We start from the raw sequence: 18,498 nt of genomic DNA on the forward strand, positions 1-18,498 counted from the left end.
CGGTCAGAGGCGGCCCTCCGCGACGGCCCGACTCACCCAGGGGACGACCTCGTCGAGCATCACGTCCAGCGACGTCGTCGCGGTGAACCCGAGCACCTCACGGGCCTTGGTGACATCCGGCACGCGCTTCTGCACGTCGTAGCGGAACGGCTCGTCGCAGACGTACCGGAACGGCACATCCGGCCCCTTGATCTTGTGCCAGATCAGCTCGGCCAACTCCAGCACGCTGGTCGACTCCGCGGTCGACAGGTTGAAGTCCTCGTTCCGCGCGGCCGGATGCTCGATCGCGGTGGCGATCCCCCGGGCCAGGTCGCCGCCGTACGTGTAGTGCCGCACCTGGTTGCCCTCGCCCAGGATGTGCAGCGGGTCCTGCCCCTTGACGATCTTCTGCACCAGGTCCGGAACGACGTGCGACATGGCCAGCTTCACGTTGCCCGAGAGCACCTCGGCCTGGCCGAGCGCCCGCCCCTCGCCGACGCCCACGCAGTTGAACGGCCGGACGATGGTGTACGGCACCTGGTACTGCTCCCAGGCGGCGCGGGCGTAGTACTCCACGGCCAGCTTCTGGAACCCGTACGACGACAGTGGCGGTGGGACGCGCCGCTCGTCGCCCTCCCGGCTCGGCCACTGCTCGGTCGACTCGTAGACCATCGAGGAGGAGAGGTAGGTGACCTTGGCCAGCCGCCCCTCCCGGTGCGCCCGGATCGCCGCGTCGCAGGTCGCCGCCATGATCCGCTCGTTGGTCGCCAGCAGGTCGTAGGCGTACGCGTGGAAGTAGGAGATGCCGCCGATCATCGCCGCCCCGGCCACCAGGTGGTCGCAGCCGTCCAGCAGATCGGTGAGCAGGTCGACGTCGCGGGCGTCGCCCTCGACGAAACGGTAGCGGGGATGCTCGTCGTAGCTGTGGGTCACCGGCCCGTACTTGGAGAAGTTGTCGACCCCCACCACCTCGTGGCCCCGGTCCAACAGCTCCTCGACGAGGTAGCCACCGATGAATCCGGCCGAACCAGTTACCAGGACCTTCGCCACGTGCGCTCCTAAGCGGTTTTCTCGTACTCGGTGCTGTTGTCCTGCGGGTCGCGCGGCGCCGGCACGGCCGCCGCCGCCGTGCCCGCGGCGAACCTCGCCCGGCCCAGCCGCCGACCGTAGGCGAAGAAGTACCACCGCAGGTACCCGGGGAGGAAGCGGCCCAGGTCGAAGTGGGACTCGCCCAGCGGCCGGTCCAGCCAGATCGTCGGGATCTCGGCCACCGGGAGCCGCAGCCGGGTGGCCTTCGCGGTCAGCTCCAGGCCGATCTCGAACCCGGTCCGGGACTCGATGCCCACCTCCCGGACGAAGGCCGTGTCGTACGCCTTGAAGCTGTTGGTGGCGTCCCGGGTGCCGACCCGGGCGAAGGTGTAGAGGCTGCGCCCGGCCCAGCGGGACATCATCCGCTTCAGCCTCGGCCCGCCCACCTGCTGCCCGCCCGGCATGTACCGGGAGGCGGCGGCCACCACCACGCCCCGGTCCACCAGCCGGGCCAGCTCGTCGATCTGGCGCGGGTCGTCGCAGCCGTCGGCCATGGTGACCACCACGACGGGGGCCTGGGCCGCGTCGACGCCGAACCGGATCGCGTTCGCGGGCCCACGACCGTAGGTGTTGAGCACGGCCCGGACCCGGGGATCGCGCCGCGCGATCTGCTCGGCGTACGGGACGGTGGTGTCCTCCGGCATGTCGTGCACGATCAGCACCTCGGCCGGGAGCAGCATCTCGCGCAGCATCCGCTCCAGGCAGCGGACGATCGCCTCGCCCTCGTTGTAGACCGGGACGATGACCGACACGCGGGGCGTCATACCCGCACGCCCTGCCCGGTCAGCCCCCACATGTCGACCAGAGGGGTGTCGGTCTCCAGCCGGGCGTACTGCTCATGCGGGGCCGCGATGACCAGCAGGTCGGCCCGGCGCAGCACCTCGGCCAGATCGACGAAGCGCTCGTCGGCCACGTACGGGTCGGTGCAGAGCGTCTCGCGGGTCTTCAACGCAAGGATCTTGCGCAGCTTGTACGCCAGGCTCTCCCGCGGGTCGTCGCTGCCACCCTTGAACGCCATGCCGAGGATGCCGACGGTCATCTCGGACAGGTCGAACCGGTCCTCCAACCGGGACACCAGGTACAGCGGCAACCCCTCGTTGATCAGCATGGCGGAGTGGCCCAGCACGAAGTTGTTGCGGTTGAACGCGGCCAGCTGCATGGTGTCCTTGAACAGGCACGGCCCGGCGGCGAAACCCGGCATCGGCAGGTCCGCCGCGCGCGGGTAGTCGTACGCCACGGCGTGCCGGATCCGGGCGAAGTCGAGCCCGAAGTCGTTGGCCATCATCCAGAACTGGTTGGCGGTGGCGAACTTGATGTAGCGCCAGGTGTTGGTGAACAACTTCGCCAGCTCCGCCTCCTCCGGCTCGAGCGGCACGATCTCCTCAGTCAGATGCCGGAAGAGCTTCTCCGCCCGGGCCAGCGCCCCCGGCGTCCGCGCCGCCACGATCTGCGGCAGCGCGAACAGCTCGGTCATCGCCCGGCCCTCGGCGATCCGCTCCGGACAGAACGCCACGTCCGCCCGGATGCCCTTGCCGGCCAGCAGCTTCTCGGTCAGCGCCGTCACTCCCGGGTAGACGGTGCTGCGCAGCACCACGAGCTGCCCGTCGCGCAGGTGCTCGGCGCACCGCTCCAGAGCCCGGGGCACCGCGCCGAGGTCCGGGTTGAGGTGCTCGTCCACCGGCGTGCCGACGACCACCACGAGATGCTCGGAGCCACCCACGCTGGCCGGATCGGTGGTCGCCCGCAGTCGCCCGGCGGCGACCGCCTCCGCCAGCGGCTCCGCCGCGCCGGGCTCGGCGAACGGGAGCCGGGCCGCGTTCACCGTGGCCACCGCGTCGGCGTTGATGTCGTACAACACGACGGAGAGGCCGCGGGCCGCGAAGGCGATGCCCAGCGGCAGACCCACCCGACCGCAGCCACCGACGATGCAGACGTCGACCGTCCTGACCTGCGCGGCCTGATCCTCGAACATGGATCAACTCCCATGGGGGTGGTGGGGGTGTCCTCCGGTGGTCGCCGGAATCCAAGCAGGCTAACCGCTCAGAGGTGACTCGCGGGTAACCGAACATGCCGAGGCCGGTGCCCTTTCGGCCGATAGGGCACGCGGCGAACGGATCCGGTGACGCAGCGCGATGACATGAGCCCCCTCAGGAGTTCCCGCGCAGGTGCCGCCGGCCCACAAAAGCCGGCGGTGGCCGCCGCGAGCGCGACGACCACCGCGGGCTGTCCGCGTACCGACGCCCCTCAGGCGCCGCGCAGGGTGGCGCCGAGGCGCTCGACGGCCACGGCCACCGCCGCGTCCCGGGCGGCCACCGCCTCCTCGACGGTGAGCGTCCGGTCCGGCGCCCGGAAGGTGAGCTTGTACGCCAGCGACCGACGACCCGCGCCGAGCTGCTCACCGGAGTACACGTCGAACAGTCGCACGTCCTCCAGCAGCTCGCCGGCGCCCGCCTCCAGCGCCCGGCGCACCTGCTCCGCCGGCACCGACTCGTCCACCACCAGCGCCACGTCGATCAGCGCCGGCGGGAAGCCGGACACCGTCGGGGCGGGCGTCACCGGCGCGGACGGCAGCGCGTCCAGGGACAGCTCCATCGCGCAGGTCCGGCGGGGCAGCTCCAACGCCGCCACCACCGCCGGGTGCAGCTCGCCGGCGTGCCCGACGACCGTGCCGTCGACCCGCAGCTCGGCGCAGCGGCCGGGGTGCCACGGGGCGTACTCGGCGGCACGCACCTCGACCCCCTCATCGGGAACACCGGCGGCGGCCAGCACGTCACGCGCCGCCTCGATGGCGTCCGCCCAGCCGGCCGCCCGGCCCGGAGCCCACCAGCCGGCCGGGTCGAGGTCACCGGTCAGCACCACCGCGACGTGCACGGGCTGCGCCGGCACCACCGCGTCGGCGGCCGCGAACTCCTCGTCGGTGGGACGCCGGTCCACGCCCATCGCCGGCGGGCTGCCGGCCCCGACGCGCGGGTGGAACACCGCCCCGATCTCGTACAGCGCGAGGTCACGGTGCCCCCGGCCGAGGTTGCGCTTGAGAATGCCGAGCAGCGGGCCGAGCAGCGTGGTGCGCAGCAGCGGCTCCTCCTCGGACAGCGGGTTGGCCAGCCGCACCGCCGGCCGGCGCGGATCGTCGGCCGACAGGCCCAGCAGGTCGGCCAGTTCCGGCGACACGAACGGGTGCGCGAGCACCTCCACGTACCCCCGCTCGGCCAGCGACCAGGCGACCGCCCGGCGGCGACGCTGCCGCGGGGTCAACCCGCGACCGGGCGACGCGGTCGGCAGCACCGACGGCACCCGGTCGTACCCGTCGAGGCGGACCACCTCCTCGACGAGGTCGGCCGGGTCGGTCAGGTCGGGCCGCCAGCTGGGTGGCGTGACGCTGAGCGCCACCCCGGCGCCGCTGGCGACGCCGACCGCGCCCGGGTCCTCGGCCAACCGGTCCGCGCCCTGCGCGACCGTGCAGCCGACCCGCTCCAGCAGGGCGACCACCCGCGCCGGCGGATACTCGACCCCGACCCGCCGGGTGGGCAGGTCCGCCGGCAGGGTGATCGGGGTACGCGGACGGACGTGATCGATGTCCAGGATCTCCGCACCCGGGGTGCCGCCACCGTGCTCGGTGAGCAGCCGCACGGCCCGCTCCAGCGCGACCAGCGGCAGGGCCGGGTCGACGCCCCGCTCCCAGCGCTTCGCGGCCTCGCTGAACAGCTTGTGCCGGCGGGCGGTGCGCCCGACCATCGCCGGGTCCCAGTGCGCCGCCTCGAACAGCACGTTGGTGGTGCCGGCGACGACCTCGCTGGTCTCGCCGCCCATCACCGCGGCGAGCGAGATCGGGACGCCGGCGCCCTCGCCCGCGAGGGCGTTGTCCAGCCCAGCGTCGCAGATCACCATGTCGTCGCCGGCGAGCACCCGCTGCACCCCGTCCAGGGTGGTCAGCTTCTCCCCCGGCTCGGCGCGGCGGACCACCAGCGGCCCGGCGATCCGGTCGGCGTCGAAGGCGTGCATCGGCTGACCCAGCTCCAGCATCACGTAGTTGGTGATGTCGACCGGCAGCGAGATGCTGCGGATGCCCGCGGTGACGAGCCGCTGCTGCATCCACGACGGCGTGGGCGCGGTCGGGTCGACGCCGCGGACCATGCGGGCGGCGAAGCGGTCGCAGCCGATTGGGTCGCGCACCTCCACCGGGTACGCGGGCGCCTCGGTGCCGGTCGGCGCGGGCACCAGGGCCGGGTCGCGCAGCGGCACGTCGAAGGCGTGCGACAGCTCCCGGGCCAGGCCGCGCAGGCTCAACCCGTACCCCCGGTCGGGGGTGATCTCCAGCTCGAACACCACGTCGTCGAGGCCGACCACCGGCCGCGCGTCGTCGCCCGGCTTGGCCGCCACGTCCGGCGGCAGCACGATGATGCCGGAGTGGTCCTCGCCCAGGCCCAGCTCCTTCGCCGAGCAGATCATCCCGGCGGAGTTGTGCCCGTAGGTCTTGCGGGCGCCGATGGCGAAGCCGCCGGGCAGCACACCGCCGGGCAGGATCACCACCACCCGGTCGCCGGGCGCGAAGTTGCGGGCCCCGCAGACGATCTCCTGCGGCTCACCGGTGCCGTTGGCGTCACCCACGTCGACCCGGCAGAACCGGATCGGCTTCTTGAAGCCGGTGAGCTCCTCGATCTCGCGCACCTCGCCGACGACCAGCTGGCCGGTGACGGACGCCCGCAGGTCCACCACGGACTCGACCTCGATGCCGAGGTCGATCAGGGCCTGCTCCAGGTCACCGGTGGGCAGGTCGGCGGGGAGGTCGACGTACTCCCGCAGCCAACTGACAGAAACTCGCATGACTTCAGACCACCGTTCCCGTGTCTCGTACCCGCATCGCCTACGCCCCGGTCCCGAGCGCGCGGCTGAACCGCACGTCGCCCTCGAAGAGATGGCGGATGTCGCTGACCCCGTGCCGGACCATCAGGGTCCGGTCGATGCCCATGCCGAAGGCGAATCCGGAGTAGACCTCCGGGTCCACGCCGCAGGCGCGCAACACCCGCGGGTTGACCATCCCGCAGCCGCCCCACTCGACCCACTGGGGGCCGTCGCGGTGCTCCGGGAACCAGACGTCGAACTCCGCCGACGGCTCGGTGAACGGGAAGTAGTGCGGCCGCCACCGGGTCTTCGCCTCCGGGCCGAAGATCGCCCGGGCGAAGTGGTCGAGCGTGCCGCGCAGGTGCGCCATCGTGATGCCCTTGTCGACGACAAGGCCCTCGGCCTGGTGGAAGACCGGGCTGTGGGTGGCGTCCACCTCGTCGGTGCGGTAGACGCGGCCCGGCACGATCACGTAGATCGGCGGCGTGCGGCTGAGCATCGTACGGGTCTGCACGGTCGAGGTGTGCGTGCGCAGCACCAGGCCGGAGCCCTCCGGTGCGATGTGGAAGGTGTCCATCAGCCCGCGCGCCGGGTGGTCGGCGGGGATGTTCAACGCGTCGAAGTTGACCCACTCCAGGTCGACCTCGGGGCCCTCGGCCACCTCGTAGCCCATCCCGACGAACAGGTCGCTGATCGACTCCATCAGGGTGCTCAGCGGGTGCCGGGCGCCGCGCGGACGCCGGTCGTAGGGCAGGGTGACGTCCACCCGCTCCTCCACCAGCACCCGCTCGGCCTGCTCGCGCTCCACGACCTCGGCGCGGTCGGCGTACGCGGTCTCGATCGCCCGGCGGGCCTCGTTGACCCGCTTGCCGGCGTCCGACTTCGCGGCCGGCGGCAGCGCGCCGATCTCGCGGCGGGCCAGCGAGACCGGTGACCGGTCACCGAGGTGCGCGGGACGCAGCGCGGTCAGCGCGTCCGGGTCGGTGGCCGCCGTGAACGCCTTCGTGGCGTCGGCGACGGCCGCGGCCAGTGCGGCCGGGTCGAGCAGGGCGACCTGCTTCGGGTCGTACGGATCGTTGCGGTAGCTCATGGCGTACGGGCACTCCCTCACGGCGGCGCCAGCCCTCACCGGGGCGGCTAAGCGAGTCTACGGACGCGCGGCTGCGCCGCAGCCCGCCGGTAGGAGTGTCGTGCAGGGAGCAGGTCAGGCCCGCCGCCCGCCGACACCGGCGGGCTGGCTAAACGAACGCCGTTGCGCGTTCATCGACGGACGCTCTCCCCTGCGGTATGCGCGCCGGGCGTGGACACCTCAGCGCTGTGCTCTCGCTGAAGCGTACAGGCAGACCGCTGCCGCCGCAGCCAGGTTCAGGCTCTCCGCGCGCCCGTGCAGCGGCACCCGGACCCGGGCGTCGGCCGCGGCGGCCAACTCCTCCGGCAGCCCGTGCGCCTCGGAGCCGAACAGCCAGGCGGTCGGCCCGGCGAGCCGCCCGTCGTCGGCCAGGTCGTCCAGGTCGCTGTCGCCGTAGCCGGTGGTGGCCAGCACGGTCAGGCCGCTGGCGCGCAGTCCGTCGACCACCTGGACCGGGTCGGTGGCGCGGACCACGTCCACGTGGAAGAGGCTGCCGGCGGAGGCCCGGACGCACTTGCCGTTGTACGGGTCGACGGCGTCGCCGGCGAAGACCACCGCGCCCGCCCCGGCCGCGTCGGCGGTGCGCAGCACGGTGCCGGCGTTACCCGGGTCCCGGATCTCGGCGAGCACCGCCACCAGGCGGGGCGTACCGGCGAGGGCCCGCTCCAGCGGCACGTCCAGGTGCCGGCAGACGGCGACCAGCCCCTGCGGGGCGACGGTCTCGGCCAGCGCGGCGAGCCCCTCGTCGGTCACCTCGGAGACCGGCACGTCGGCGCGGGCCGCCGCGGCCGCCAGCTCCGCGTACCGGTCGAGGGCGGTGGGCGTACCGAACAGCTCGGTGACCACCTCGGGCCGCGCGAGGGCCTCGCGGACCGCCTGCGGTCCCTCGGCCAGGAACCGGCCGGCGGCCTCGCGGTCCCGGCGGCGCTGCAACCGGCGGGCGGCGACCACCCTGGGTGTACGGGGGGTGAAGGCCATGGTGTGCGGTCCTCCGGCACGATTGAGGCGCCCCCCGGACGGCGGTGCCGACACGGGAGACGCCTCGCTCTTGTGCGCGGGGATCAGGCGGCCTGGGCCGCCGCGCCGCCGGTGCCCTCAGCCGCGACCGCGGCCCGGGCCAGCTCGACGATCGCCGCGAAGGCGGCGGCGTCGTTGACAGCCAGGTCGGCCAGGATCTTGCGGTCGACCTCGATGCCGGCCAGACGCAGGCCCTGGATCAGGCGGTTGTAGGTCATCCCGTTGGCCCGGGCGCCCGCGTTGATCCGCTGGATCCACAGCTGCCGGAAGTCGCCCTTGCGGTCACGACGGTCCCGGTAGGCGTACTGCATCGAGTGCAGCACCTGCTCCTTGGCCTTGCGGTACAGCCGGGAGCGCTGACCGCGGTAACCGCTCGCGGTCTCCAGCAGGGTACGACGCTTCTTCTGGGCGTTCACAGCCCGCTTGACGCGTGCCATCTCAACTCCTTCTTACGTAAAGGTGGCGCGCGTCAGCGGCCGAGCAGCTTCTTGATGCGCTTGACGTCGGCCTTGGCCAGCACGACCGTGCCGGTCAGCCGGCGGGTCTGGGTGGAGGGCTTCTTCTCCAGGTTGTGGCGGAGGCCGGCCTGCTGAGCAACGATCTTGCCCTTGCCGGTCACCTTGACCCGCTTACCCATACCCGTGTGGCTCTTCATCTTCGGCATGTGGAACGTCTTCTCCCCTGTTACTCGCCGCTGGTGTCGGCGGCGGTGCCGGTGTCACCGGCTGCTGCGGTCTCGCCGGCCGCCGCGGTCTCATCGGCTTCCGGAGCGGCGGACTCGTCCGCGCCCCGGTCCCGAGGTGCACCGCGGGACGCCGTAGCGGCGACCGCGGAGGCCTTGACGGCCCGATGCGGAGCGAGAACCATGATCATGTTTCGGCCGTCCTGCTTCGGAGCGGCCTCGACGTAGCCCAGGTCCGTGATCTCGGATTCGAGCCGACGCAGGAGCCGGTAACCCAGCTCCGGGCGGCTCTGCTCGCGACCGCGGAACATGATCGTCACCTTGACCTTGTCGCCCGCCTTGAGGAACCGCACCACGTGACCCTTCTTGGTCTCGTAGTCGTGCGGATCGATCTTCGGTCGGAGCTTCATTTCCTTGATGACGGTCTGCTGCTGATTACGCCGCGCTTCGCGCGCCTTGAGTGCGCTCTCGTACTTGAACTTGCCGAAGTCCATGAGCTTGCACACCGGCGGGCGCGCCATCGGCGCAACCTCGACCAGGTCCAGATCGACGTCCGCGGCCAGCTGAAGGGCGCGCTCCAGTGGGACGATGCCCACCTGCTCACCCTCGGGGCCGACCAGTCGGACCTCACGTGCCCGGATCTGCTCGTTCACGCGTGGTTCGACGCTGATGGGGCCTCCTCGAGTCGTTTCTGCTCTCTCACCGACCCCCGCGGTTCCCGGGTGGGAACCGACCTGGAAAGCAGAAGGCCCCGGCGCATGCCAGGGCCCGCTCGACCGGTCGGCACGATCACAGGATCGCGCATCCGGAACCGGGACGTGCCCGGAACCGGTGACCGGGACCCGGCCACCGTAGCGGCGACTCGGGTGGGAGCAGGCGCTCCGCTTTCATGGCTGTCTGCTCGCACGCGGAGACAGCCTGGTCGACTCGACAACACTACACCCCAGCCCCGGCCGCTCCCAAACCGGACACCGACGAGCGCGCGCCGCCCCCGGCCTGGTGCCCGGCGGACTCGGGGATGCGTGGGGCTCGACTCGGTCAGCGGCCGGGCGGACCGGTCAGGGCGACTCGGTCAGCGGCCGGACGGAGCGGTCAGGGCGACTCGGTCAGCGGCCGGACGCGCGCTCGGCGAGGCGGGACTGGTGCGCCTCGTGCAGCCGGCGCAGCGCGCGGACCCCCTCGACGGCCAACTCCTTGTCGGCGGCCTGCAGAGCGACCATCGGCAGCAGGTCGTCGTCGTGCAGCTCCAGGCTCGCCCACGGCGCGCCCCGGTCGAAGCGGACGCCCCGGACAACCTCCCAGGGCAGCGTGTACGAGCTGACGATGTTGCGCACCCGGATTCCGTGCGCGTCGGCCTCCACGCGGGGGCGGGTGAACAGCAGGAAGCCCAAGGCCCCGAAGACACCCAGCCCGATCATGGCGACCTGGTCGCCGCGCTGGAAACTGCCGTAACCGTCGCCGGTCGGGCCGCTCAGCGAGGTGGCCACCAGAGCGAACACCACCACCAGCGCGACCGCCGAGGACCAGCAGACCACCCGGATGCGGCGGGGCTTCAGACGTAGCAGCTCCGTTTCACTCACCCTGCCAGTCTGCCACCCACCCCTGCCCGGCGACCGCACCACCCGCCGAGCGCCCGTCAGCGCGGCAGAACCACCCGCCGAAGCCCCCGCCGCGCGGTTCCCCGCAAGATCGCGCTCGATCCCGGATCCAGTGGCCTCGGCCGCGATTGGAAGCCCCTACTTCCGTGTTCGAGCGTGATCTTTCAGGTCAGCGGTGATCGTCGCGCGGTTCCAGACGTGTCGCGGGCGCCACGGGCCGGTAGATCCACTCGAGATCAGCGATATGGGGGTGTCCCGCACGGACGGACACCCCCATATCGGCGATCCCGAGTCGATCAAGCCAGCCCGCCAACCCGGCAACCCCGACGCCGATCACGCCAGCCCGCCAACCCGACGACCCCGACGCCGATCACGCCGGCCCGCCAACCGGGCGACCCCGACGTCGATCACGCCAGTCCGCCAACCCGACGACCCCGACGCCGATCACGCCGACCTCAACCCGGCGACCCGACGCCGATCAAGCGGGCTGGCCGACCCGGCCAGGGATCTAGGCGGTCAGAGCCGGCAGGCGTGAATGTTGGTGACCAGGATGGCCCGGGCGCCCAGTTCGTACAGCTCGTCCATGATCCGGTGCACGTCGTCGCGGAGCACCATCGCCTGCACCGCCACCCATCCCTCGCGGTGCAGCGGCGACACCGTGGGCGACTCGATGCCGGGGGTCAGCCCGCTGGCCCGGTCCAGCAGGCCGGCGGGCACGTCGTAGGCGAGCATCACGTACCGGCGGGCCACCAGCACACCGTGCAGGCGGCGCAGCAGTTGCTCGGCCTGCGGGTGCCCGGTCGCGCCGGCCCGGCGGACCAGCACCGCCGAGGAGCGCAGCAGCGGTTCGCCGAAGACCACCAGGCCCGCCTGGCGCAGGGTGGCACCGGTCTCCACCACGTCGGCGACCACGTCGGCGACGCCGAGCCGGACGGCGTTCTCCACCGCGCCGTCGAGGCGGATCACGTCGGCCTTGACGCCCAGCTCGCCGAGGTGCCGCTCGACCAGCCCCGGGTACGCGGTGGCGATCCGGTGCCCGCCCAGGTCGCGTACCGAGGCGATGTCGTCGGGGCGGGCGGCGAAGCGGAAGGTGGCCTGGCCGAAGACGAGGTCGACGACCTCCTCGGCCGGCGCGGCCGAGTCGATCAGCAGGTCCCGGCCGGTGATCCCGAGGTCGAGGTCGCCGGAGCCCACGTAGGTGGCGATGTCCTTGGGGCGCAGGTAGAAGAATTCGACGTCGTTGGGCTCGTCCCGGCAGACGAGGTCCTTGGGGTCGGTGCGCTGGCGGTAGCCCGCCTCGCGCAGCATCTGGGCGGCCGGTTCGGCCAGGGTGCCCTTGTTGGGAATGGCGACACGCAGCATGACGGAGTGCTCCTTCGATCCGGGATGGCGATCAGCGGGTGGGGCACTCACAGATGTCGGTAGACGTCCTTGAGTTCGAGACCGCTGGCCAGCATCAGCACCTGGACCTGGTAGAGCAGTTGGGAGATCTCCTCGGCGGTGCGCTGCGGCCCTTCGTGCTCGGCGGCCATCCACGACTCGGCCGCCTCCTCGACGACCTTCTTGCCGATGAAGTGCACCCCTTTGTCCAGGGCGGCGACGGTGCCCGAGCCGGGGGTGCCGGCGGCGGCCTTGGCCTGCAGCTCGGCGAACAACTCCTCGAACGTCTTCACGGGAGGCGATTCTTCCAGCCGGCAGGTCAGCCGCTGAAGCCGACCCGCTGACCGTTGCGGGCGAGCGTCCGGACGGCGAGGGCGGCGTCGAGCGCGGCGACGGTGGCCGACCAGCCCTTGTCCTCCGCCGACCCGGGGAGCCCGGCCCGGTCCCGGGCCTGCTCGATGGTGTCCACGGTGAGCACCCCGTGCGCCACCGGCTTGCCCTCGTCCAGCGCCACCCGGGTCAGCCCGTCGGTGACCGAACGGCAGACGTAGTCGAAGTGCGCGGTGGATCCGCGGACCACCACGCCGAGTGCGACCACCACGTCGTAGCGGCGCGCGAGGGCCTGGGCGACCACCGGCAGCTCGACCGAGCCGGCGACCCGGGCCACCACGGAGCTGGCGCCGCACGCCTCGGCCGCGGCCACCGCCCGCTCCAGCATGTGGTCGGTCAGCTCACCGTGCCATCGGGCCGCCACCACGCCGACGGTCAGCCCCGCCGCGTCCACCGCGTCGATTCCCGGCTCACCGAAACCCGCCATCGTCATGCTCCGATCTCGTCGTTGGCGACCGGACGCCCCAGCGGCGCCTCGCTCACCTCGTCCAACTCGTCCAGCAGGTGACCCATCCGGTCCCGCTTGGTGCGCAGGTAGCGCATGTTCTCCGGGTGCGCGCCGACGGGCAGCCCCTCGCGGCCGGTGATGGTCAGCCCGTACCCCTCCAACCCGGCCCGCTTGGCCGGGTTGTTGGTCAGCAGCCGCATGGAGCGCACACCCAGGTCGTAGAGGATCTGCGCGCCGGTGCCGTAGTCGCGGGCGTCGGCCGGCAGGCCCAGGTCGAGGTTGGCGTCGACGGTGTCGCGGCCCAGGTCCTGCAACTGGTACGCCTGGAGCTTGTGCAGCAGCCCGATGCCGCGCCCCTCGTGCCCGCGGACGTAGAGCACCACGCCCCGGCCCTCCCGGGCGACGCGGGCCAGCGCGGCGTCCAGCTGCGGCCCGCAGTCGCAGCGCAGCGAGCCGAACACGTCACCGGTGAGGCACTCGGAGTGCACCCGGACCAGCACGTCCTGGCCGTCACCGATGTCGCCCAGCACCATCGCGACGTGCTCGGCCGGATCGTGCTCGGCGCGGTAGCCGAGCGCCCGGAACACTCCGTGGCGGGTCGGCATCCGGGCGTCGGCGACCATCTCGACCTGCTTCTCGGTCCGCCGCCGGTACGCGATCAGGTCGGCGATGGTGATCAGCAGGAGGCCGTGCTCGGCGGCGAACTTCTCCAGGTCCGGCAGGCGCATCATGGTGCCGTCGTCGTTGACCAGCTCGCAGAGCACGCCGGCCGGACGCAGCCCGGCCAGCCGGGTCAGGTCGATCCCCGCCTCGGTGTGCCCCGGCCGGCGCAGCACCCCGCCCTCGCGGGCGCGCAGCGGCACCACGTGCCCGGGGCGGGCCAGATCCGTCGGGTCGGTCGCCGCGTCGGCGAGCAGCCGGCTGGTGTGCGCGCGGTCGGCCGCCGAGATGCCGGTGCTGACCCCCTCGCGGGCGTCCACGGTCACCGTGTACGCGGTGCCGCGCCGGTCCTGGTTGGTGTGGTGCATCGGCGGCAGGTCGAGCCGGTCGGCCTCGGTCTCGGTCAACGCCACACAGACGTATCCGGAGGTGTAGCGCACCATGAACGCCATCAGCTCCGGCGTGGCCAGCTCGGCCGCGAAGATGAGGTCGCCCTCGTTCTCCCGGTCGGCGTCGTCGACCACGACGACCGGCCGGCCGGCGGCGATCTCCGCGATCGCCTGCTCGATGTCCCCGAAGCTGGTCATGCCGTCACTCCGCTTCGCTTCATAACGCCCTGAGGCACCACGACGCTGAACCTGATGATTCGCTCGCTCATGCGACGGCCTCCGTGTAGGTGGACGGGATTGCGGTGGCCGGCCGGGCGGCGCGCGACGTGCGCCACCAGGCGGCGAAGCCCCAGGCGCAGAACGCGCCGTAGACCAGGTACATGGCCGCCGACGGGTAGAACCCGCCGCGCAGCAGCAGTGGCACGCCGACCGCGTCGACCGCGATCCAGACCAGCCAGAACTCCACCCACCCGCGGGCCATGCCGTAGGTGGCCAGCAGGCTGCCGGTGAGGATCCAGGCGTCCGGCAGCGGGCCCCAGGAGCCCAGTGCGGCGAGCACGGGGTACGCCGCGGCGGTGCCGACCGCGGCCGCCAGCAGCATGGCCAGGCGCTCGCGCCCGGTGGCCCAGCGCGGCCGCACCGCGGCGTGCCCGGCGTCGGCGAGGCGGTTGCGCCGCCAGCGCCACCAGCCGTAGACGCTGACCGCGAAGAAGAACACCTGCCGGCCGGCCTGCCCGTACAGGTCGTGCTCCTGTGGGGTGGCGAACACCCCGCCGAGGAAGACGGTGAACAGCAGCGCGTTGCCGATCATGCCGACCGGCCAGGCCCAGACCACCCGACGCAGGCCGAGGAGCGCGGAGACCAGCCCGAACACGTTGCCGACGATCTCCCGGACCAGCACCGGCGAGCCGGCCACCTGCACCTGGGCGTCCAGGAGCCAGCCGAGCGGGCCCATCAGACGGCCCCGCCGGTGCCGGCGGACGCGGCGGCGTCGTCGGCCAGCCGGGCGCCGAGCAGCCGCTCGACGTACTTGGCCAGGACGTCGACCTCCAGGTTGACCGGGTCGCCGACGCCCTTGGCGCCGAGCGTGGTCAGCTTGAGGGTGGTCGGGATCAGGCCGACGGAGAACTGGTCCGCGCCGACCTCGGCCACGGTCAGCGAGACGCCGTCGATGGTGATCGAGCCCTTCTCCACCACGTACCGGGCCAGGGCGGCGGGCAGCCGGAACCGGACGGTCTCCCACTGCTCGGCCGGCTCCCGGGAGATCAGCTCACCGACCCCGTCGACGTGCCCCTGCACCAGGTGCCCGCCGAGCCGGCTGCCCAGCGCGGCGGCCCGCTCCAGGTTGACCGGGTCGCCGGGGCGCAGCGCGCCCAGCGCGGAGCGGCGCAGCGTCTCCCCCATTACGTCCGCGGTGAAGACACCGTCCGCCGCCTCCACCACGGTCAGGCAGACGCCGTTGACCGCGATGGAGTCGCCGTGGCGGGCGTCGGAGGTGACCAGCGGGCCGCGTACGGCGACCAGCGCCGAATCGCCCGCCGTCGCCGTCACCCGGACGACCTCGCCCAGCTCCTCGACTATGCCGGTGAACATGTCAGCCCTCCCTCTTCCGGGGCAAAGCGGTGATCCGCAGATCCGGACCGACCTGCGTAACGTCGACGAACTCCAGATCGATCGCCTCAGCGATGGTCGTCACTCCCGCGTCGACCAGGGCGGTGGGGCCGGCGCCGAGCAGCCGCGGCGCGACGTACCCGACGATCTTGTCGACCAGGCCGGCGGCGAGGAACGCGCCGGCCAGCCGGGGGCCGCCCTCCAGCAGCACCGCGCGGACCCCGCGCTGGTGCAGCGCCGCGAGCAGAGCCGGCAGGTCGACCCGGCCGTCCGGGCCCGCGCCGACCTCGGCGGCGGTCGCGATCCACGTCCGCGCGGCGCCGTCGCGGACCCGGGCGTCGGCCGGGGTACGCCCCGAGCTGTCCACCACCACCCGCAGCGGCTGCCGGATGGCCAGGCTGCCGTCGCGCAGGTTGCGGGCGGTCAGTCGGGGATCGTCGGCGAGCACGGTGCCGACCCCGGCGATGACCGCGTCGACCGTGCCGCGCAGCGCGTGCACGTCCATCCGGGCCGCCTCCGAGGTGATCCACATGCTGGTACCGTCCGCCGCCGCCGACCGGCCGTCGACCGTGGCGGCGTACTTCCAGATCACGTACGGCCAGCCCCGGCGCATCGAGGTCAACCAGGCGACGTTGCCGGCCTCGGCCTCGTCGCCGCGTATTCCCAGGTCCACGCGGACCCCGGCGGACCGCAGCGTGGCGGCGCCACCGGTGGCCACCGGGTTCGGGTCGGGGACGGCGATCACCACCCGGCCCACGCCGGCCTGGACCAGCGCGCTGCTGCAGGGGCCGGTGCGGCCGGTGTGGTCACAGGGTTCCAGGGTGACGACCGCGGTGCCGCCACGGGCGCGCTCGCCGGCCTGGGCCAGCGCGACGATCTCGGCGTGCGGCCCGCCGGCGTAGGCGTGGAAGCCCTCGCCGACGACCGTGCCGTCGGCGTCGAGCAGCACGCAGCCGACCACTGGGTTGGGGCTGGTGGTGCCCAGCCCGCGCGCCGCCAGCTCGATCGCGCGTCGCATCGCCTCATCGACGGAGACGCTGGCCATCGCCGTGTCCCTGCCCTCTCACTCGCCGGTCCGCGCGCGGCGGTCAGGGAGGCGGCATGGGGCCGCAGGCAGGCGGCGGCGGATTCCGGGTACGGCTCGGCCGCCCCGGAGGGTCGGCACGGCACGCTGAAGCCAGCGGCCGGCTCGGACCCGTCCGTCCCGCGCGCTGTCTCCCATCCGGACTGTCTGGGCGCGGACGAACCGCCCCCAACCGTCGGCCCCGGATTCTCACCAGGTCCACCGGGCGGCACAGCCGTCCGGGTCGCGGGCTTACCACGGTTGGACCGTGGATCACCGCCGGTTCGGAATTTCACCGAGTCCCGCCAGCGCGTGGTGGGTACAACGGCAGTCTTACACGCGAACGGGGGTGCGCCGCCACCGAGGCGAGCTACTTCACAGCCGGATCACGCTCACGTGACGCCGCGCCGCCGGTCCACCGCCACGTACGACCCGGGCTGGCTCTTGGCCACGGTCTTCATCTCGGAGGCCACCGCGATCGCCTCGAGCGGGTCGGTGAACCGCTTGCCGGCGTCGGAGAGGGAGACGCCGATGGAGAGGGTGACCAGGGCGGCGCGACGGATGGTGCCCCGCCGGTCCTTCAGCTCGACGAAGCCGCGCTCCCGGTCGGTCGGGTCGTAGAGCGTGTCGGCCGCCTTCTCGAAGTCGACCACCGCCCGGGAGGTCAGCGAGCGGACCTGGTCCGGTGCGCAGACGATGACGAAGTCGTCGCCGCCGACGTGGCCGAGGAAGGCCGGTGGCAGACCGACCGCCACCACCGCCCGGTGCAGGCTGCGGGCCAGCGCGGAGATGAAGTCGTCGCCGCGCACGAAGCCGTACCGGTCGTTGACGCTCTTGAACCGGTCGATGTCGATGTAGCCGACCGCGTAGTCCACCCCGTGCCGGACCCGGTCGCTGATCTCCCGACGGATCCGGCTGTTGCCGGGCAGCCCGGTCAGCGGGGAGACCTCCCGGAACTCCTTGTTGCGGCGCAGGGTCGACGAGACCCGGGCCACCAGCTCGGCGGTGTCGAACGGCTTGACCAGGTAGTCGTCGGCGCCGGCGCTGAGCCCGTGCACCTTGTCGACGGTCATCCCCTTGGCCGTCAGCATGATCACCGGCAGGGCGGAGGTCATCGGGTCGGCGCGCAGCCGCCGGGTCAGCTCCAGCCCGTCGATCCGGGGCATCATCAGGTCGACCACGGCCAGGTCGGGTCGTTGCCGCTCGATGACCTCGAGGGCCTCCTGGCCGTCGCTGGCGTGGATCACCTCGAAGCCGTGCAGCCGCAGGTTGAACTCGACGAAACGGGCGATGTCCTCGTCGTCGTCGACGACGAGGATGATGTCCTTCCGGTCGCCCTCTGGGTCCATCTCAGGCCCCGGGAGCCGCGCGTTCCGCCAGTGCCCGCAGGTGGCGTACCGCCTCCGCCGGGTCGGCGGCGCCGTAGACGGCGGTGCCGGCCACGAAGGCGTCGGCGCCCGCGGCGGCCGCCTGTTCGATGGTGTCGGCGGCGATCCCACCGTCCACCTCGATCCGCAGCTCCAGGTGCCCGGCATCGACGTGCCGGCGCGCGGCGCGGACCTTGTCCAGCAGCTGCGGGAGGAACCGCTGCCCGCCGAAACCGGCCTTGATCGTCATGATCAGCAGGGTGTCGAAGCTGGGCAGCAGGTCCAGGTACGGCTCGATCGGGGTGTCCCGGTCGATGGCCAGCCCGGCCTTCGCGCCGGCGGAGCGCAGGTCCTTGGCCAGCGCTACCGGGTCGTCGCACGCCTCGGCGTGGAAGGTCACGTTGTACGCCCCGGCGTCGGCGTAGCCGGGGGCCCACCGACGCGGGTCCTCGATCATCAGGTGCACGTCGAACGGCATCGCGGTGACGGCGCGCAGGCTCTGCACGACGGGCAGACCGATGGTCAGGTTCGGCACGAAGTGGTTGTCCATCACGTCCACGTGCAACCAGTCCGCGGCGTCCTCGACGGCACGGACCTCTTCGGCGAGGCGGGCGAAATCGGCGGCCAGGATGCTCGGCGCGACGATGGGCGGCGGTACGGTCACGGGGCCAGTGTACGAACGCGGTGACCCGCCGCCCCCATCGCGGCACCATCCGGGACGCGCTGTGATCCAGCGGTGACCAGTGGTGCAGAATTGGTCGGTCCGGGCCGCCGAATCCGGACGAACAGACATCAACGGCTGGCCGATCGACGGAAACGCGACGACACTCCAACCGGGACGGTGCCGTAGGCTG

The 18,498-nt window shown here is 72.6% G+C and carries 19 protein-coding genes and 1 riboswitch; all 19 genes read right to left on the reverse strand.

Annotated elements, in window-relative coordinates; genetic code table 11:
* Window positions 1–3: 3 nt before the first annotated feature.
* Window positions 4–1,029, reverse strand: a complete 1,026-nt coding sequence (locus tag EAD89_RS25625) for an NAD(P)-dependent oxidoreductase (RefSeq protein WP_121677498.1) — start codon at window positions 1,027–1,029, stop codon at window positions 4–6.
* Between the two features lie 8 nt (window positions 1,030–1,037).
* Complete coding sequence (locus EAD89_RS25630; RefSeq protein ID WP_233579120.1) at window positions 1,038–1,820, reverse strand: glycosyltransferase family 2 protein; 783 nt, start codon at window positions 1,818–1,820, stop codon at window positions 1,038–1,040.
* 8 nt (window positions 1,821–1,828) lie between these two features.
* A complete protein-coding gene (locus tag EAD89_RS25635; RefSeq protein WP_121677499.1) occupies window positions 1,829–3,040 on the reverse strand; it encodes a nucleotide sugar dehydrogenase in 1,212 nt (403 codons plus the stop codon).
* A 272-nt stretch (window positions 3,041–3,312) separates the two neighbouring features.
* Window positions 3,313–5,892, reverse strand: coding sequence for a phenylalanine--tRNA ligase subunit beta (gene pheT, locus EAD89_RS25640; protein ID WP_121677500.1), 2,580 nt, complete (start codon window positions 5,890–5,892; stop codon window positions 3,313–3,315).
* Between the two features lie 40 nt (window positions 5,893–5,932).
* Complete coding sequence (gene pheS, locus EAD89_RS25645) at window positions 5,933–7,000, reverse strand: phenylalanine--tRNA ligase subunit alpha (protein ID WP_121654240.1); 1,068 nt, start codon at window positions 6,998–7,000, stop codon at window positions 5,933–5,935.
* A gap of 219 nt (window positions 7,001–7,219) precedes the next feature.
* Window positions 7,220–8,071: an RNA methyltransferase gene (locus EAD89_RS25650; RefSeq protein ID WP_199733627.1), complete on the reverse strand. Its 852-nt coding sequence runs from the start codon at window positions 8,069–8,071 to the stop codon at window positions 7,220–7,222.
* 29 nt (window positions 8,072–8,100) lie between these two features.
* Window positions 8,101–8,493, reverse strand: a complete 393-nt coding sequence (gene rplT, locus EAD89_RS25655) for a 50S ribosomal protein L20 (RefSeq protein ID WP_030335718.1) — start codon at window positions 8,491–8,493, stop codon at window positions 8,101–8,103.
* 32 nt (window positions 8,494–8,525) lie between these two features.
* Window positions 8,526–8,720: a 50S ribosomal protein L35 gene (gene rpmI, locus EAD89_RS25660; RefSeq protein ID WP_007458415.1), complete on the reverse strand. Its 195-nt coding sequence runs from the start codon at window positions 8,718–8,720 to the stop codon at window positions 8,526–8,528.
* 20 nt (window positions 8,721–8,740) lie between these two features.
* On the reverse strand, window positions 8,741–9,391 hold the full coding sequence (infC, locus tag EAD89_RS25665; RefSeq protein WP_121654238.1) for a translation initiation factor IF-3: 651 nt from the start codon (window positions 9,389–9,391) through the stop codon (window positions 8,741–8,743).
* A gap of 453 nt (window positions 9,392–9,844) precedes the next feature.
* The gene (locus EAD89_RS25670; RefSeq protein ID WP_199733628.1) at window positions 9,845–10,318 is read right to left on the reverse strand and encodes a PH domain-containing protein; all 474 of its coding nucleotides are present in this window, start codon (window positions 10,316–10,318) and stop codon (window positions 9,845–9,847) included.
* Between the two features lie 534 nt (window positions 10,319–10,852).
* The gene (gene hisG / locus EAD89_RS25675) at window positions 10,853–11,698 is read right to left on the reverse strand and encodes an ATP phosphoribosyltransferase (protein WP_121654237.1); all 846 of its coding nucleotides are present in this window, start codon (window positions 11,696–11,698) and stop codon (window positions 10,853–10,855) included.
* A 47-nt stretch (window positions 11,699–11,745) separates the two neighbouring features.
* The gene (locus tag EAD89_RS25680; protein WP_089016570.1) at window positions 11,746–12,009 is read right to left on the reverse strand and encodes a phosphoribosyl-ATP diphosphatase; all 264 of its coding nucleotides are present in this window, start codon (window positions 12,007–12,009) and stop codon (window positions 11,746–11,748) included.
* Window positions 12,010–12,035: 26 nt separating this feature from the next.
* Window positions 12,036–12,533 (reverse strand): 6,7-dimethyl-8-ribityllumazine synthase, encoded by a 498-nt coding sequence (ribH, locus tag EAD89_RS25685; RefSeq protein WP_121654236.1) that lies wholly within the window; start codon window positions 12,531–12,533, stop codon window positions 12,036–12,038.
* Between the two features lie 2 nt (window positions 12,534–12,535).
* A complete protein-coding gene (locus EAD89_RS25690) occupies window positions 12,536–13,801 on the reverse strand; it encodes a bifunctional 3,4-dihydroxy-2-butanone-4-phosphate synthase/GTP cyclohydrolase II (protein WP_121654235.1) in 1,266 nt (421 codons plus the stop codon).
* A 67-nt stretch (window positions 13,802–13,868) separates the two neighbouring features.
* Window positions 13,869–14,558, reverse strand: a complete 690-nt coding sequence (gene pnuC, locus EAD89_RS25695; protein WP_121677502.1) for a nicotinamide riboside transporter PnuC — start codon at window positions 14,556–14,558, stop codon at window positions 13,869–13,871.
* Complete coding sequence (locus EAD89_RS25700) at window positions 14,558–15,196, reverse strand: riboflavin synthase (protein ID WP_121654233.1); 639 nt, start codon at window positions 15,194–15,196, stop codon at window positions 14,558–14,560. The genes pnuC and EAD89_RS25700 overlap by 1 nt, the downstream gene beginning before the upstream one ends.
* 1 nt (window position 15,197) lies before the next feature.
* On the reverse strand, window positions 15,198–16,259 hold the full coding sequence (gene ribD / locus EAD89_RS25705) for a bifunctional diaminohydroxyphosphoribosylaminopyrimidine deaminase/5-amino-6-(5-phosphoribosylamino)uracil reductase RibD (RefSeq protein WP_121677503.1): 1,062 nt from the start codon (window positions 16,257–16,259) through the stop codon (window positions 15,198–15,200).
* Between the two features lie 161 nt (window positions 16,260–16,420).
* A riboswitch (FMN riboswitch) is annotated at window positions 16,421–16,591 on the reverse strand.
* A gap of 78 nt (window positions 16,592–16,669) precedes the next feature.
* Window positions 16,670–17,626 carry a response regulator gene (locus EAD89_RS25710; protein ID WP_121654231.1) on the reverse strand — a complete coding sequence of 319 codons (957 nt, stop codon included), beginning with the start codon at window positions 17,624–17,626 and terminating at the stop codon, window positions 16,670–16,672.
* 1 nt (window position 17,627) lies between these two features.
* Window positions 17,628–18,308: a ribulose-phosphate 3-epimerase gene (gene rpe, locus EAD89_RS25715; protein ID WP_121654230.1), complete on the reverse strand. Its 681-nt coding sequence runs from the start codon at window positions 18,306–18,308 to the stop codon at window positions 17,628–17,630.
* Window positions 18,309–18,498: the final 190 nt, after the last annotated feature.

It is taken from the genome of Micromonospora sp. BL4 (assembly GCF_003667505.1).
GTDB lineage: Bacteria > Actinomycetota > Actinomycetes > Mycobacteriales > Micromonosporaceae > Micromonospora.